The 15,949-nt window shown below is 58.0% G+C and carries 15 protein-coding genes and 1 tRNA gene; 7 read left to right on the forward strand and 9 right to left on the reverse strand.

Going from position 1 to position 15,949, the window contains the following annotated elements:
* The first annotated feature begins 28 nt into the window (after nt 1-28).
* Nucleotides 29-1,129, forward strand: a complete 1,101-nt coding sequence (hemE, locus tag NW804_RS06775) for a uroporphyrinogen decarboxylase (protein ID WP_414423168.1) — start codon at nt 29-31, stop codon at nt 1,127-1,129.
* Nucleotides 1,130-1,199: 70 nt separating this feature from the next.
* Here hemE and NW804_RS06780 read toward each other — a convergent pair whose 3' ends face one another.
* Nucleotides 1,200-1,670 (reverse strand): hypothetical protein, encoded by a 471-nt coding sequence (locus NW804_RS06780; protein ID WP_414396037.1) that lies wholly within the window; start codon nt 1,668-1,670, stop codon nt 1,200-1,202.
* Nucleotides 1,671-2,189: 519 nt separating this feature from the next.
* Here NW804_RS06780 and NW804_RS06785 point away from each other — a divergent pair.
* The 3 genes from NW804_RS06785 to NW804_RS06795 are packed head-to-tail and all read left to right on the forward strand — an operon-like array spanning nt 2,190 to nt 6,409.
* A complete protein-coding gene (locus NW804_RS06785) occupies nt 2,190-4,382 on the forward strand; it encodes a phosphoketolase (protein ID WP_414423169.1) in 2,193 nt (730 codons plus the stop codon).
* 46 nt (nt 4,383-4,428) lie between these two features.
* Complete coding sequence (locus tag NW804_RS06790; RefSeq protein WP_414423170.1) at nt 4,429-5,772, forward strand: AAA family ATPase; 1,344 nt, start codon at nt 4,429-4,431, stop codon at nt 5,770-5,772.
* The gene (locus NW804_RS06795; RefSeq protein ID WP_414423171.1) at nt 5,765-6,409 is read left to right on the forward strand and encodes a Rho termination factor; all 645 of its coding nucleotides are present in this window, start codon (nt 5,765-5,767) and stop codon (nt 6,407-6,409) included. The genes NW804_RS06790 and NW804_RS06795 overlap by 8 nt, the downstream gene beginning before the upstream one ends.
* Before the next feature lie 35 nt (nt 6,410-6,444).
* Here NW804_RS06795 and NW804_RS06800 read toward each other — a convergent pair whose 3' ends face one another.
* A complete protein-coding gene (locus NW804_RS06800) occupies nt 6,445-6,996 on the reverse strand; it encodes a GDYXXLXY domain-containing protein (protein ID WP_414423172.1) in 552 nt (183 codons plus the stop codon).
* A gap of 73 nt (nt 6,997-7,069) precedes the next feature.
* Here NW804_RS06800 and NW804_RS06805 point away from each other — a divergent pair.
* Both NW804_RS06805 and NW804_RS06810 read left to right on the forward strand, forming a co-directional pair.
* Nucleotides 7,070-7,141, forward strand: a tRNA-Met gene (locus tag NW804_RS06805).
* Nucleotides 7,142-7,476: 335 nt separating this feature from the next.
* Complete coding sequence (locus NW804_RS06810; protein WP_414405183.1) at nt 7,477-8,388, forward strand: methylenetetrahydrofolate reductase; 912 nt, start codon at nt 7,477-7,479, stop codon at nt 8,386-8,388.
* On the opposite strand, the gene dapB is transcribed toward NW804_RS06810, so the two are convergent.
* The 6 genes from dapB to rpsL form a co-directional block, all read right to left on the reverse strand.
* The gene (gene dapB, locus NW804_RS06815) at nt 8,385-9,158 is read right to left on the reverse strand and encodes a 4-hydroxy-tetrahydrodipicolinate reductase (protein WP_414405223.1); all 774 of its coding nucleotides are present in this window, start codon (nt 9,156-9,158) and stop codon (nt 8,385-8,387) included. The genes NW804_RS06810 and dapB overlap by 4 nt on opposite strands.
* A 121-nt stretch (nt 9,159-9,279) precedes the next feature.
* The gene (gene rpsJ, locus NW804_RS06820) at nt 9,280-9,597 is read right to left on the reverse strand and encodes a 30S ribosomal protein S10 (protein WP_414396025.1); all 318 of its coding nucleotides are present in this window, start codon (nt 9,595-9,597) and stop codon (nt 9,280-9,282) included.
* A gap of 91 nt (nt 9,598-9,688) precedes the next feature.
* On the reverse strand, nt 9,689-10,918 hold the full coding sequence (tuf, locus tag NW804_RS06825; protein WP_414410205.1) for an elongation factor Tu: 1,230 nt from the start codon (nt 10,916-10,918) through the stop codon (nt 9,689-9,691).
* 18 nt (nt 10,919-10,936) lie between these two features.
* Nucleotides 10,937-13,066: an elongation factor G gene (fusA, locus tag NW804_RS06830; protein WP_414423188.1), complete on the reverse strand. Its 2,130-nt coding sequence runs from the start codon at nt 13,064-13,066 to the stop codon at nt 10,937-10,939.
* A 154-nt stretch (nt 13,067-13,220) separates the two neighbouring features.
* Nucleotides 13,221-13,691 carry a 30S ribosomal protein S7 gene (gene rpsG / locus NW804_RS06835; protein ID WP_414396021.1) on the reverse strand — a complete coding sequence of 157 codons (471 nt, stop codon included), beginning with the start codon at nt 13,689-13,691 and terminating at the stop codon, nt 13,221-13,223.
* 56 nt (nt 13,692-13,747) lie between these two features.
* Nucleotides 13,748-14,155, reverse strand: coding sequence for a 30S ribosomal protein S12 (rpsL, locus tag NW804_RS06840; RefSeq protein ID WP_414396020.1), 408 nt, complete (start codon nt 14,153-14,155; stop codon nt 13,748-13,750).
* 192 nt (nt 14,156-14,347) lie between these two features.
* On the opposite strand from rpsL, the gene NW804_RS06845 reads away from it, so the two are divergent.
* Nucleotides 14,348-14,977, forward strand: coding sequence for a ComF family protein (locus NW804_RS06845; protein WP_414423173.1), 630 nt, complete (start codon nt 14,348-14,350; stop codon nt 14,975-14,977).
* Here the strand turns inward: NW804_RS06845 and NW804_RS06850 are convergent, their stop codons facing one another.
* A complete protein-coding gene (locus tag NW804_RS06850) occupies nt 14,978-15,949 on the reverse strand; it encodes a prohibitin family protein (protein ID WP_414423174.1) in 972 nt (323 codons plus the stop codon).

The following is a 15,949-nucleotide window of genomic DNA, read 5'->3' on the forward strand; positions in this document are numbered from 1 at the left end:
CTAAGGGTCTTCACTGGCTGAGTTTTTCATGTCCCACTCACCTGCCTACCTCAGCGCTTCTCCTCCTCCCGATGGCGATGGCAACCGCCTGCTACGGGCAGCCCGCGGGGAAGTGGTGGATCGCCCCCCAGTTTGGATGATGCGCCAGGCGGGCCGCTACATGGCGGCCTACCGCGAGTTGCAGAGCAAGTACACCTTCAAGCAGCGCTGCGAGATCCCGGAGCTAGCCATCGAGATCTCCTTGCAACCCTTTCGCGCCTTTGCCCCCGACGCCGTGATCCTGTTCAGCGACATCCTCACTCCTCTCGAGGGCATGGGCATTACCTTTGAGCTGGTGGAGAACCAGGGGCCGATTATCGACCCGCCAATTCGCTCCCAAGCCCAGATTGAGCAAATCCGACTGTTAGAGCCAGAAGAAAGCTTGCCCTTCATCAAAACCATTCTTACGACCTTGCGCCGTGAGGTGGAAGGGAAGGCGACCCTGCTGGGCTTTGTTGGCTCACCTTGGACTTTGGCCTGTTACGCTGTCGAGGGGCGCAGCTCCAAAGACTATGCCTACATCAAGAGTTTGGCTTTCACCCAGCCGCAGCTCTTGCACCAGCTGCTGGGCAAGCTGGCCGATAGCATTGCCCGCTACGTGATCTACCAAATTGAGAGCGGTGCCCAAGCGGTGCAGTTGTTTGATACGTGGGCTGGCCAGCTCAGCCCCAGCGATTACGAGACCTGGGCTTTGCCCTACCAAAAGCAGATTGTGGATCAGGTCAAGGCTCGGTATCCCCAAGTGCCGCTGATCCTCTACATCAACGGCAGCGCCGGCTTGCTAGAGCGGGTGGGTAAAGCTGGTATCGACGTGTTCAGCCTTGACTGGATGAGTGACATGGCAGAAGCCAGGGCCCGTCTGGGATCCCTGCCTGTCCAGGGCAACCTCGATCCGATGGTCTTGCTGGGATCGCGGGAGTTGATCCGCCAGCGCACCCTGGAGGTGATTCGGAAGGCGGGCTCGCGGGGGCACATCATGAACCTGGGGCATGGGGTTCACCCTGCCACCCCTGAGGCCAATGTCCACTACTTCTTCGAGACGGTGCGCCAGTCGCCGGAGCTCCTGAGGGCCGCTTCCCCAGCTTCCTGACTGAAGCCCAGCAGGCTCCGGTGCCCTTTTCTCTCCAGCCTGCCGAAACGCTGCGCGAGGGTCCTCACTCTCAATCAGGCTCGAAAGAGCCGTCCTCTTCTTCTAGGCTCCAGCTTGCTGCCAAGGCGTCCGCCATTGCCGCTCGCAGCGCGCGAGTATCTGCCCACAGTTGCGCGGGATCCGACAGCGGATCCGACAGGGGAACCAAACGCAAGATGCGGTGCTCCTGCACCAGATCGATCACCACGCTAGGCCGTTCCGTGCCCACCTCTGCCACCTCAGCGGGGGAGGGATCCCGCAAGCAGGCGTAGTCGAAGCTGTTTAGGTTTAGGTAGAGGCTGCGATTGGCCACCAAGGTGGCCGCCGTTGCATCCTGAAATACCTCCATCACATAGCCCTCCCCCTGCCTTTGCACCTGACCTTCGACGATATCGAAGTAGCGAACCCGCCCCAAATCCGCCAAAAGACGGTAAATATCCCGCTTGTTAACCAAAATTCCGCTGTCGACAATGCAGGGGGCACAAGGACGACTCTCGGTCATAGGGCAGCTAGTCTTGAGGCACAAAGTAGGTGGGTCGGGAAGTTGTGTTGAATCCTCAATTAGGGCAAAGAAAATCCAAAGACTTTGCGAAACTCAAGCTACCACAGGATGACCTCTCCCTTTCTTTGCCAAGGGCTGCAGGCTCCTTAAAGATCCCGCTCTAGCCTCCCTTGAATGTATCACAGCTTTTCCAAAAGGGACATGGGTCTTCGCTTTCAAGATGTCTCCACGATAAAGGTCAAGCAAACTGGTTGAGCATCTGCCGTCTTTGATCTACATATTGTGGAAAAGTAAGCAGCCAAGGAGTTTGAGACACTAGATGTTGTAGGCAACAGCAAGAACAGCCCATCTCTGCCCCAGTCTCTGTCGTCGATGAGGAAGATAGACCGCGCAACCTTTTGCCTGCCCAAGCCAGAGGCGCAAGGGAGAGTGGCGGCTAGAAGAGTTCGGCTTAAAACCTCCGAAAAGCCTCATCCGGTTTAAAGTGAGGATTGACCTGACAAGAGTGAGGCTTGGCCGATGACAACTGCCCCAATTCCCGCCTTCTGCCAAGGGATCCGCTACTTTGGCGATCTCTGGCCGGAATTCGACCGCCTGGGCCAGGAACCTGCAGTGGATGCTGCCACAGGCAAGCTGCGGGATCCCGGCAGCCGTATGGCCGCCTACCAGACCTTGCTCTATGCCGATGCGCTGCGCTACCTCACCCTGCAGATGACCGCCAGCAAAGCCTCGGGCCACCCGGGCGGATTTGCCAGCCAAGCGGAAGCCTATGCCGCTTTGGTGTACCTGGGCCAAAAGAACATCCCTACCGAGGTGGGCCACCACGCGCCCGGCTTCTATGCCGCCATGTTCTTGGATGGATCGCTGGCGGAGATGGGCATCCACACTGTCTCCGACTTGCAGGCTCGCTTTCGGGAACGGGAAGGGCTGCTGGGTCACCTCTCTGGCTACATCCCCGGCCTGCTAGCGCCAGCAGGGCCCCTCGGGCAGGGGCAGCATTTTGCCATGGCCGCCGCCTTGCTCTACCCGGATCGGCTCTTCCCCGTCACCATCGGCGATGGGGGCTTGGGGGAGCCCTACGTGATGAGCTCCATGATCCACTTTCACACCGCCTTCCCGCAGCGCACCAACTTCCTGCCGGTGCTGGTCTGGAACGGCTATAGCCAAGAGCACCACAGCATGATCTCGACCTTCACCAACGCTCAGATGGTCGAGTACTGGCGGGGCAATGGCTTTGAGGAAGTGGTGCTAGTCGACGCCAAGGACTTCGACGATGCCCAGCAGCCCGGCCCCTATGTGGATAGCACCCAATTTTCTCTGGAAGCCCGTCTGGCCTTTGCCCAGAGGGTACTGACCGAGATGGAGCGGGCCATCCAGTCAGCGCTGAGCGGACATCTGACGGTTTTCATCCTCAAACAACTCAAAGGAGCGGGCGTACACGCCAAGGGATCCAAATCCCACAACCTCTATGCCCACCACACCTTGGATCACCCCGACATCGTGGCCGCTCTGCAGGCACGGGCCCTCCACCCAGCCGCTTGGGCTTTGGTGCGCCAAAACTGCGAGCGGGCAGCCGGTGGACCAGCCGCCAAGGTAGTTGTCACGGAGTCCGTCCGGCCCTTGCCGCCTTTGGGATCCCTGAACTTAACCGAGTTCCCCCTCGGCGATAAGCAAGTCTCCACCACTGCCATCGGCGCCTTGGTGGTGCAGGTGGGGCAGAAAGACCCTGACTTTCTGGTGGCCAATGCCGATGGCAACGAGGCCTCTGGTCTTGCCAATGTCAACCAGGGCCTGAAAGTCATCCACCCCACGGTGGATCCTCTCTACAACCAACAGCCCCAAGGGCAGGTCTACGAACCCCTGAGCGAAGATGCCTGCGCTGGCTTGACAGGGGGCCTGGCGCTCTTTGGCGGGCGCTCCCTCTGGTGCTCCTACGAAGCCTTTGCCGTCAACGGCTTGCCCATCTGGCAGACGGTAACCCAGGCAATGGCGGAGCTGCGCCGCCCCACTCCTTCCGCTATTGCTCTCTTCACGGCTGGAGCGTTGGAGCAGGGACGCAACGGCTGGACCCACCAGCGGCCGGAAATTGAGGCCTACCTAGCGGCCATGATGCGCAACGGCAACATTTTCCCCCTCTTTCCCCCCGACGCCAACTGCGCCCAAGCTGCCTACGAGTGGGCCTTATCGACCTTCAACAAAGGGATCCCGATCTTTGCCAGCAAAACCCCCCTGCCCATCCGCACCACCCTAGAACAAGCCCGCCAAGCAGTGGAGCAGGGTTGCACTGTGCTGCAGGAACTGCCTGGCTCCCGCACCGTGGTCTTTGCTGTGGTGGGAGATATGATCCTCCTACCCGTCTTTGCCGCCGCTGAACAGCTCAAGGCCCAGGGGATCGGCAGCAAAATTGTCTCTGTGGTCAACCCCCGCCGCCTCTATCGCCCCGTCGACGTGGCCTGGTCCACCTGTGCCCAGGCTGATGGGGAGTTCATGTCTGACCAGGAGTTTGCCGCCTGGTTTGCTGGCGAGGCCCTCATTGGCGTAACCGGCGGATCCAGCCTGATGTTGGAGCCCCTGTTGCTGCGCTACACTGGCCCGCGCGACATCTTTGCCTGGAAACGCGGCGAAACCACCGCCACCCCTACGGAACTCATGGACTACAACGGCCTGACAGCTCAGGCACTAGCAGAACGAGCCAAGCAACTGCTATGCTGAGGGCGAGCTTTTAGCTTGGTCAGCATTGTCCACCTTATTTTTTCCTATGACTGCTGCTAGCTCCCTCCGAGAGAAGCTTGAGAGGATATCTCCCACCGAGAGTGTAGAGCGAGTTGTTGTCCAACACTTTGCTGTTCCCCTCCTGCATGCGCTTGGCTTTCACGACTTGGAAATTAGATATGAATTCGAGACAGGTTGTGGCCAGGTCGACCTCGCCGCAAGAAAGAACGAAGATCCTGAAGATACTTTCTTTAACTCCCAAAGGAACCCCTACTTGCTTTTGGAGGCAAAATCCAGAGTAGTCAACCTCAAAGAAGGATCTTGCTATAGGGATGCAGTTTGTCAAATAGAAAGCTACCTGCTCGGCGAGAACTGCAAATCTGCAAAATGGGGAATTATCACCAATGCAAACAACATCCAGCTCTGGAGGAGGCACGGAAAAGTTGTTCACCCTGCTACAGCAAACCTTGATATTAGCTCAAATAACATTGAGGGCATAGTTCGCAACTTGCGAGACAAGATAGAAAACTACGAGCGGGCTTTGACTATCTGCGTGTATAACAATAAAGGAGGCGTAGGCAAAACAACAACAGTTATTAACCTTGCAGCAGCACTAGCAACAAAGAGAAAGAAAGTCTTAGTTGTTGACTTTGATTCCCAAGGAGATCTGACAAGAAACTTGGGAGTTACTCCTGGAAAAATTACACTGACGCAGTGCTTAAAGGATCCCAAAATAGATGTTCATTCCGTTGTCCAAACATACAGACTCAAGACAGTTAGACAAGGCAAACAGAGTATAGTTTCCATCTTTGACATCATCCCAAGAGACCCTGAACTGGAAACGCTAACTGATAGCCAGGCGGTAGCATATATCCAGAAGGGAACTCGGCGCCTTCGCGATCTGATTGCCCCTCTTCGCAATGAGTATGACTACATCCTAATTGACTGCCCAACTCAATGGCTTTACTTTAGCCAGAGTGGTGTTTTTGCTGCCGACGTTATTTTGATCCCCACTCGTCCCAGCGATCTTTCTTCCCTGAGTAATGCTGTCAGAGTAATTACTAGCTTTATTCCAGAAACTGTTAAGTCACGACAGGATGGCGGCCCTAGGGCTTTGCCTATCTTTTTCAATGGTGCTTCCTCAGGGAGTGAAAACACTATTAAGCTAGCAAATCAAGAAATAGATAAGCTCACCAAGCAAGAGAGGAGCCTACTTCCATATTTCTGGCCTCGCTTTAGGAAAGATAATGAAGACAAGTCCATCTTTAGGATACCTGACTATGCAGTGATATCACAGGCAAACTTTGCTCGAATTCCTGCTGTCTTTAGGGACAGGAGAGTCTTAGAATACTACCAAAGTCTCGCCAGCGAGTACTTTATCGATGAGTGAGTTTTCCGAACTTGGCAAGCTGGTTAACCTACCCCTCGAGAGCATTACGCCCGCTGAGGGGTTTTCTGCTCCCTCGTTCTTGGTTACTGCAGCAGCAGCTCAGCTAAGGGCAACAGGAGGTCACAACTGGGTGCCGTTGCTAGTGGTCGAGGCTGGCGACTACCAGTACAAGGCCATTGGCAACCATTTTGTTTACGCAGTTGCTCAAGAAGCCGGGTTGGAGAGGCTTTGGTGTATCATTGTCGACCCAGCTCCGGAACAGGTAGAGCAAGCCCAAATTCTCGCCAGAGAAGTGGTTCCGAAGGTAAATCTGACGGAGGCCTCTAGAGAAACCATCTTGGCTGCGCTGAGATACCTGGCTGAGCAACCTGGCACTCCGCTCAAGGGAGTTGATGTAACCATTGCAGCCGCGCGAATTGCGGAGGCAGATAGGAGCTGGTGGCAGGACTTAACCCCCATAACCAAGCTGGGGTGCAAAATTACACGAGGCAAGAAATTGGAGGCGCTGAAAGAAGTATTTTTTCTAGCTCCTACAGCGCCACCTCCTAGCCAGAAGAAGTCGTCTAAAAAATCCACAGCATCTGCCAGGGCCAAGAAAACAAGCGCAACTCGCTCTCGGAAAAAGAAAGAGGGCTAGAAGGGCGGCAGAGCAAGACCAGCTTCACTCTTCTCTTAGTACCGCTGTTCTCCTACCCAAAGGCCCACCAGCGCTGCTTGGCCCCAGGGATCCACCTTCACCTCTGCTCGCAGTGTTTCTGGGTTGCGGCGGATCTCTAGTTCCAGAACATCTCCCAGCGCTTCCGAAATGAAAAACTCTTCGATCCCAAACCTAAGCTGCCCACCATCAAACCACCCTTGTAGGACAACCTCTTTAGGTTGCAGCTCCCTGGGTCGGTCGCGGCTGATGCCGATGGCCTGCCAGGGTTGAGCGGGATCCCCATTGGGAGGGGCCAAGCGCAGGTAGAGGATCCCTGGCCTACTCAGCTCAGGTGACCAGCCAGGTAGCTTCTCCAAAGTGGAAAACTGGGCAACGGTGTAGCTCAAAGCTACGTAGCGGCCCCGCAAGAGGTCATAGGGATCCACAGGAGCAATCTGCAAGTAGATGGGGGTGCCGGTGGCGAGGGTAAGCGCTTTCCGGGCTGGTACCAGTGCAACCAGGCCCACCTGTAGCAGCAGGGCTAGCCAAAATCGCCGTAGGGATCCCTGGGGAGAAGGAGTTGACACAGATAGCCGGGGAGAGCAATTTTTAGGGAGCAATTTCAATGCAGAGATGCTATTCTAGGCTAAGAACCTCCCTGGCTCAGTAGCTCAGCGGTAGAGCAGGGGACTCATAAGCCCTGGGTCGCGTGTTCAAATCACGCCTGAGCCATCCCAAGAAGAGGTTGGCGTAGTGCTGGTGAATCCCAGATACACTAGTCAAGCCTGCTCCAAGGATCTGCCTATCCAGCAGCGCAGGAAGAGGTTAGGGTGTGGGCATTGTGGCTGGGAAGAAATGAGACTGCGCTTTTGGGGGCTGCTGTAAACCAGCCCGCTAGAGGCTCGCGGGTGGCTTGCCAACTGCAGGGCTATGTTCGCGCCAGCGGGACGGAGTCCTTACAGCCCCCAGCTTTTACCCCTGCTCTGAGAAAAAGCAATGCCTTAGCTAGAAAAACTCTCTCAAACGATCGATAATAGGCCAGCGCACTGCTTTCTCTTCTTAAAACTGTGGCCTTGACTTGCTCACCGCCATCGCGCTTTGCTCAAGCCATTCAGCGGGGAGAGTTTCTGCTCACCGCCGAGATCACCCCACCCAAGGGATCCGACACCACTGCCATGCTGGCTTTGGCCCAGCAGCTCAAACAGCGGGTGCACGCCATCAACATAACTGACTCCAACCGGGCTGTTGCCCGCATGAGCCCCTTGGCCGCCTCGCTGCTGCTGCATCAAGCGGGCATTGAGCCCATCCTGCAACTGGCCTGCCGGGATCGCAACCGCGTGGCTCTCCAGGGGGATCTGCTAGGAGCTTCGGCTCTTGGACTGCGCAATGTTCTTGCCCTGACGGGGGATCCCATCCACGTCGGGGATTGCCCCGATGCTCGAGCCGTCTTTGACCTGGAGTCGGTGCGCCTGCTGCAGCTTATCCAGCGCCTCAACAGCGGCCTTGACTGCAACGGCAAACCCCTTCCTGACGGCGGCACCTGCCTGTTTCCGGGGGCAGCGGTGGAGCCACAATCCCCTAGCTTTTCGGGCCTGGAGCGGCGCTTCTACCGCAAGCTGGAGCACGGGGCCCAGTTTTTCCAGAGCCAGATGGTGACCGACTTCGACCAACTGGAGCGCTTCATGGACAAGCTGGGGCGCCCTGCCGGCAAGCCCATCCTGGCCGGTATCTTTCTGCTCAAGTCTGCCAAAAACGCCCTGTTCATCAACCGCAACTTGCCGGGGGTGCAGATTCCGGAGGCCATCATCCAGCGGCTGGCCAAGGCTCCCGACCCCCTGGAAGAAGGGATTCGCATTGCCGCCGAACAAGTGCGCCAGGCCCGCCAGATCTGCAACGGCGTGCACCTGATGGCCGTCAAGACCGAACATCTCATCCCCCGCATCCTTGACGAGGCCGGGATCCCACCTCTTAGCAACTAGCTCAACACCTGCTCCAGCCCGTAGACCAATCCCTTGAGCTGCAACACCTTACGGATGCCCAGGATCACCCCCGGCATAAAGGCCACGCGGTCGGTGATGTCGTGTCTTAGGGTGAGCGTCTGCCCCATGCCGCCGAAGATTACTTCCTGGTGGGCGACCAACCCCGGCAGGCGAACGCTGTGGATGGGGATGTTGGGGCCAGGGATCCCACCCCGCGAGCCGGGGATCAGCTCCCTTTCTTCCACCTCGGGGGGGTTGAACGCCTTGCCCAGTTGTCCCAGCCGCTGGGCCGTCTGCAGAGCTGTGCCACTGGGGGCATCGGCCTTGCGGTTGTGGTGCAGCTCGACGATCTCCACGTGATCGAAATATTGAGCCGCCTGCAGCGCCATCTGCTGCAGCAGGATCATGCCGATGGCAAAGTTAGGCGCAATGAGGCACCCCACGCCAGCCTTGTCCGCTAGATCCCGCAGCCGCTCCAGTTGCTCCGGCGTTAGGCCGGTTGTCCCCACCACTGGCCGCACCCCAAAGGCAATTGCCGAGCGGACGTTTTCGTACACAGAGCTAGGATGGGTGAAGTCCACCATGACGCCTCGGGTACTCTGCTGCGACAGCCGCAGCAGCTGCCCTGCCAGGTCGTCGCTAATGGCCACTCCCAACGCTCCTAGCCCTAACACCTCGCCAATATCTGCGCCTAGGTGCGAACGAGCCACTGCTCCCACCAACCTCATGTCGGGGGTTTGGGCCACTGCTCGCACCACCTCCCTCCCCATCCTGCCCAGGGCTCCTACCACTAAGACGGGGATGGGCTCAGAATTTTGTCCTTCTTGCTCGACTGCCGTCGCCACCGCCTGCCCCCTTACCTTGGAGCGCTAGAGATCCCCGCCCAGGCCATCACAACTTCACCTCAATGTCTACCCCTGCCGGCAGATCTAGCTTCATCAAAGCATCGATAGTCTTGGAGGAGGGGGAATAGATATCGATAATGCGCCGGTGGGTGCGGATTTCAAAATGTTCCCGCGAGTCCTTGTCTATATGAGGGGAACGCAGCACACAGTAAAGGCGCCGCCGCGTCGGCAGCGGAATTGGCCCCACTGGCACTGCCTCTGTTCGGCGGGCTGTATCCACAATTTTGGCGCAGGAAGTATCCAGCAGCCGATGGTCGTAGGCCTGCAAGCGGATGCGAATTTTTTGTTGGGTTAAAGTAGCCATACTTGAAGAGAGAGTAGGGTGTACTTAAAAGGCAACAGGGATCGAGTCCTCTGGAGTAACCAGCGCCCAATCCCTGCTGCGAGCCAGTAGCTTACTTCAGGATCTTGGAGACTACCCCAGCTCCAACCGTCCGACCGCCTTCGCGGATGGCAAAGCGCATCCCCTGCTCAATGGCAATGGGTCGGATGAGCTCCACCGTCATCCTAACGCGGTCGCCCGGCATCACCATCTCCGGCTTCGAGCCATCGTCAGCCGTAAAGGAGGAAATGGTGCCCGTGACGTCGGTGGTACGCACGTAGAACTGGGGACGATAGCCCGCAAAGAAGGGTGTGTGGCGGCCCCCCTCTTCTTTGGTGAGGACATAAACCTCCGACTCGAACTGGGTGTGGGGGGTGATGGTTTTGGGCTGGGCTAGGACCATGCCCCGCTCCACTTCGTTTTTCTGAATACCCCGCAGCAAAACGCCGACGTTGTCGCCTGCAATCCCCTCGTCCAGCGTCTTCTGGAACATCTCCAGACCCGTCACCGTGGTGGAGCGGGTCTCGCGCAGCCCCACGATCTCTACCGTATCCCCCACCTTGATGCGGCCGCGCTCAATTCGGCCGGTTGCCACCGTGCCACGACCTGTAATCGAGAAGACATCTTCTATTGCCATCAGGAAGGGCTTGTCTACTTCCCGCACTGGCGTCGGGATGTAGGAGTCGACCGCATCCATCAACTCATGGATCTTGTCCACCCACGGATCCTCACCCCGCTGGGTTTTGGGGTTGGCTTGCATCTTCTCCAAAGCCTTAAGAGCCGATCCCCTGACAATCGGGATTTCGTCGCCGGGGAAATCGTACTTGGACAGGAGCTCCCGCACCTCCAGCTCTACCAGCTCCAGCAGCTCCTCGTCGTCCACCATATCTACCTTGTTGAGGAAGACGACGATGTTGGGCACTCCTACCTGGCGGGCCAGCAGGATGTGCTCCCGCGTCTGCGGCATGGGTCCATCTGCCGCCGACACCACCAGGATGGCCCCGTCCATCTGGGCTGCCCCTGTGATCATGTTTTTTACGTAGTCAGCGTGGCCAGGGCAGTCCACGTGGGCGTAGTGACGCTTCTCTGTCTGGTACTCCACGTGGGCCGTGTTGATGGTGATACCGCGGGCTCTCTCCTCGGGCGCCGCGTCAATCTCGTCGTAGCGCTTGGGCGTCGCTTGGCCGAGGGCAGCCAAGGTCATGGTAATGGCGGCGGTCAACGTCGTCTTACCATGGTCCACGTGGCCAATGGTGCCAACATTAACGTGGGGTTTGGTGCGTTCGAACTTAGGGCGTGCCATGAATCCTCACTTCCTTTTTCAGTTAGCTACGTTTCCTTTGCTTTTGGCAATGATGGCTTCCGCGATATTGCGAGGAACTTCCTCGTAGTGGCTAAACTCCATCGTAAAGATACCCCGCCCTTGCGTCTTGGAGCGGATGTCGGTGGCATAGCCAAACATCTCTGCCAAGGGAACCTTGGCGGTGACCTTGGAAGTGCCACCTTCGGTAGTCATCCCCTCCAGCTGGCCGCGGCGGGCGTTGATATCCCCAATGACATCCCCGACAAAGGCTTCGGGCACTTCCACCTCCACCTTCATCACGGGCTCCAAGAGTACGGGGTTGGCTCTGCGAGCGGCTTCCTTGAGAGCCAGTGAACCGGCAATCTTAAAGGCCATCTCGCTAGAGTCCACCTCGTGGAAGGAGCCGTCCACCAGGGTGACGCGGATATCAATCAGCGGATAGCCAGCCAATACGCCGGACTCGCAGGCTTCGCGGATCCCTTGCTCAGCCGGTGGAATGTATTCCTTAGGAATGACCCCACCCACAATTTTTGAGATAAACTCGAAGCCTGTACCTGGCTCTGCCGGCTCCAAATCAATCACCACGTGGCCATACTGGCCGCGGCCACCGGTTTGGCGGATAAACTTCCCTTCCACACGGCTGACGGCCTTGCGGATGGTTTCGCGGTAGGCCACCTGCGGGTTGCCGACGTTGGCCTCCACGTTGAACTCCCGCAGCATTCGGTCTACCAGAATCTCCAGGTGGAGCTCGCCCATGCCGGAGATAATGGTTTGGTTGGTTTCTGGATCCACCGAGACGCGGAAGGTGGGATCTTCCTTGGCCAGGGCCTGCAGCGCCCTCGAGAGCTTGTCAACATCCGCCTTGGTTTTGGGCTCAATGGCCACGGAGATGACCGGCTCGGGGATGTAGAGGGATTCTAGGATCACCGGAGCATTTTCGTCGCAGAGGGTGTCGCCGGTGGTGGTGTCCTTCAGGCCCAGCACCGCTCCCAGATCCCCTGCCCGCAGCTCATCTACATCCAGACGCTCATCTGCCTTGAGCACCACCAGTCGCGAGATGCGCTCTTTCTTGTTTTTGGTAGAGTTGAGCACGTAAGTGCCCTTGGTCAGAACGCCGGAGTAGACGCGAATAAAGGTGAGATCTCCATACTTGTCGCTCATCAGCTTAAAGGCAAGGGCGGAGAAAGGCTCCTCGTCACTGGCCTTGCGTGACACCTCTGTGCCATCCGGCAGTATGCCCTTGATGGCTGGAATGTCGATGGGAGAGGGGAGGTAATCCACCACTGCATCCAGAAGCATCTGGATGCCCTTGTTCTTAAAGGCAGAGCCACAGAGCATCGGCACAATTTGACCGCTGATGGTGCCCTTGCGCAGACCTAGCATTAAATCTGCTTCGCTCAAGTCCTCCTCGGCAAAATACTTTTCCATCAGGGTTTCATCGACTTCAGCCACCGCTTCCACCAGCTTGGCCCTGTACTCTGCTGCCAGATCCTTCATTCCCTCTGGGATCGGCTCGGAGCGAATGTCCTTGCCAAGCTCATCCATGTAGATGTAGGCCCGCCTGCGCACCAGATCAACGATGCCGCGGAATTCTTCCTCTGCCCCAACAGGCAATTGAATGGGAACGGCATTGGCTTTAAGGCGCTCCCGGATCTGGTTGCAAACCTTGAGGAAATTGGCCCCCATGCGATCCATTTTGTTAACAAAAGCAATGCGGGGCACGTTGTAGCGATTAGCTTGGCGCCAGACCGTCTCTGACTGCGGCTGCACGCCTGCTACGGAGTCAAAGACAGCAATCACGCCGTCCAGCACCCGCATGGAGCGCTCCACCTCAATGGTGAAGTCCACGTGGCCGGGTGTATCGATGATGTTGATGGTGTACTCTGGCGCACCGGCAAGAGGCTGGGAGGGGTTTTCCGGATCCCGCTTTGTCCAGCGGGTGGTGATGGCTGCAGCCGTGATGGTGATACCCCGTTCCCGTTCCTGTTCCATCCAGTCGGTTACCGTGGTTCCCTCGTGAACCTCGCCCATCTTATGCACCAGGCCCGAATAAAAAAGAATCCGCTCCGTCGTCGTGGTCTTGCCGGCATCGATGTGAGCTGCGATGCCGATATTGCGGACTCGCTCTAGGGGAACTGTGCGCGCCACGTTAACCTCCCAATCCTCGTCGCCCTGCGACCTAGGCAAACTAAAAAACCTTTACAATTTTAATCTCTTTTGCCGACTTTTCTCCAGATCCTACGCCTCTCCTAGGCTATGGAGAGGGATAGCAACCACTGCCTCCTTACTTGGCCAGACAAGCTCAGTAGCGGTAGTGAGCAAATGCTTTGTTGGCCTCAGCCATACGATGGACTTCCTCTCGCCGACGGATGGCACCGCCGGTTTCGTTGGCTGCATCGATGATCTCGTTGGCCAACTTGGCTGACATAGTACGGCCTGAGCGAGTGCGGGCAAAGGTGACTAGCCAACGCAGCGCCAGCGAGGTACCTCGCTCTGGCCTCACCTCCACGGGTACTTGATAGGTGGCCCCACCCACGCGCCGCGCTTTGACCTCCACCAGAGGGGTGACGTTGCGCACGGCATTTTCCAGAACGGCCAGCGGCTCCTGGCCAGTGCGCTCCCTTACAAGGTCAAGAGCCTCGTAGAGAATCCTGGCAGCTAGAGACGCCTTGCCCCTCATCATTATCTTGCGCATGAGCATGGTCACCAAACGGCTCCCGTATTTGGGATCGGGGGGCACTTCACGACGAGGGGCACGGCTACGGCGAGACATAGTGGGACTGTCTAGAGAGGGGTAATGCAGGATAGGAAACTGGTCTCGGAAGAAGACTATTTCTTCTTGCCTGTAGCGGCTGGCGCTTGACCAGGCTTGGGTCGTTTTGCGCCATACTTGGAGCGGCCTTGCTTGCGGTCTTTGACTCCTGCAGCGTCAAGGGTGCCGCGAATGATGTGGTAGCGCACGCCAGGTAAGTCTTTTACCCGTCCGCCGCGCACTAGAACCACTGAGTGCTCTTGCAGATTATGGCCAATGCCGGGAATGTAAGCTGTAATTTCAAAGCCAGAGGTCAGCCGAACCCGTGCCACCTTCCGCAGGGCTGAGTTGGGCTTTTTGGGCGTTGTTGTGTACACTCGCGTGCAAACCCCCCGCCGCTGCGGACATCCTTTCAAGGCGGGTGACTTGCTCTTGCGGACAGCAATGCTTCGCTCTTTGCGAATTAGCTGTTGAATGGTGGGCATGGGTTGGCCAGGACGGCTAGTCTTTATTTGGCAGTACCTAATCCTAGCAAGCAGGGATCCCGCCGTCAACCGTCGGGTCTCCTGCTCTTCTTCCTAGACTGAAACCGACAGGAGCACCTTGCAGCAGCCATGGGCTGGCTGGATTGGTGGATTGCACTTCCCTGCCCGCTCTGCCAGCGGCCAGCTAGGGGAGTGTTTTGTCAAGACTGCCAGAGGCAATTGCAGGCGGAGCGGCTCGACTCCTGGCCGGTCACCACCTCGCCCTGGCCGCTTTATGCTTGGGGGATCCACCGGGGAGCGCTGCGGAGAGCCCTCTATTCCCTGAAATACCAGGGACAGCGGCGGATTGGCGCGGTCTTGGGGGAATGGCTGGGATCCCGCTGGCTGGAGAGCCGGCAGCGGCGTTCTGACCTGCTTCGCCAGGACTATACAGTGGTGCCCATTCCGCTCCATGCGGAGCGGCTGCAACAGCGGGGCTACAATCAGGCAGCCTTGATCAGCCAGGCTTTTTGCGAGCGCACGGGTCTTCGCCACCTGCCCACTGCCCTGGTGCGGGTGCGGGCCACGGCGCCCCAACACGAGCTTAACCCCCAGCAGCGTCGGCAAAATCTAGCTGGAGCCTTTGCCCTCAAGTGCCCTCCGGCTACGCCGGTGTTGCTGCTGGATGACATCTACACCACCGGCTCTACGGTAGAGGCAGCGCACCAGGCTTTGGCTGCTGCCGGGATCCCTGTGGCGGGGGTGATTGTGGTGGCCAAGGCAAAGCAAGCTGCCGATTGCCCCAACCTGCCCTGGCAGCTCCGACGAAGGGGCCAAGCTTGACTACTGCGCCTGGTGCGAGTCTGCCTGGTGGGGATCCACGTTCTGTTGCAGGGCTGCCTGGTAAGGATCCACATTGAGGAACACAGTGGCCTCCCCCTCAACGCGGATGATGCGCAAGGGGGGAAGGGAGTCTGTTGGGTTTTGGATGCGCTCTTGCAGCTTCTCGTAAAACAGCAGATCCGCTAGTTGGGCGTTTTTCGCTGCCGCCTTCCCTTTCAGCTCAATGGCCCGTTGGTTCGCTGCCGCCAGGATTAACAGCCGCTCCGTTTCTTTTTCTTGGATCTGCGCCCGCACCGCTGCCGTCTGCGCAGTAATCGAGGCCACCTGTTTGCGCTCAATGGAATCCCGCAGGGCCTGGGGGAAATCGGCATGGCCTAGGAAGAGGCCTTCTACCTCTATCAAGGGCAAGGTTTGGCCGTTGCGGTTGACGGTGGGCATCTCTTGGCGGATCAAGTCCAGGGCCTGCTGCTCGATGGCCATGCGCTGGCTTTTGCGGTAAAAATCCTCAGACTCGAAAGAGGCGGAGATATCGCGGATTTTGGAGCGCACCAACGGCACCACCACTGTTGAAAGATAGTTCTCGCCGATGGTGGCGTGCAGCTCGTCCAGGGTGGCGATGTTGGGCCGGAGGGCAATAGCCACGTCGACGGTAAAGGCTTGCCCATCGGCAGTGTTAACTGCAATAGCGTTGCTGATGGCATTGGGGGAGTTGGGGTCGTTGGTAAACTCCCAAACGCGGGTGAGCACGGTGTAGGTAATCGGCGTCTCGATCCCCGGGATCCGGAACATCACCCCCGGCAGCTCCACCCGCCCCTTTTGCAACCCGGAAAAGGTATTGAACACCACGGTGGCGTGGCCAGGCGGGGTGACGTACAGGCAGGCGCGAACCAATCCCAGGGCTGCTAGGAAAGCAATTGCTGCTCCGGCTAACCAACGCATCTGGCGCGGCGGCACTTCCTCTGTCGGATACAC

The sequence above is a fragment of the Synechococcus sp. WC10meta genome (assembly GCF_047461475.1).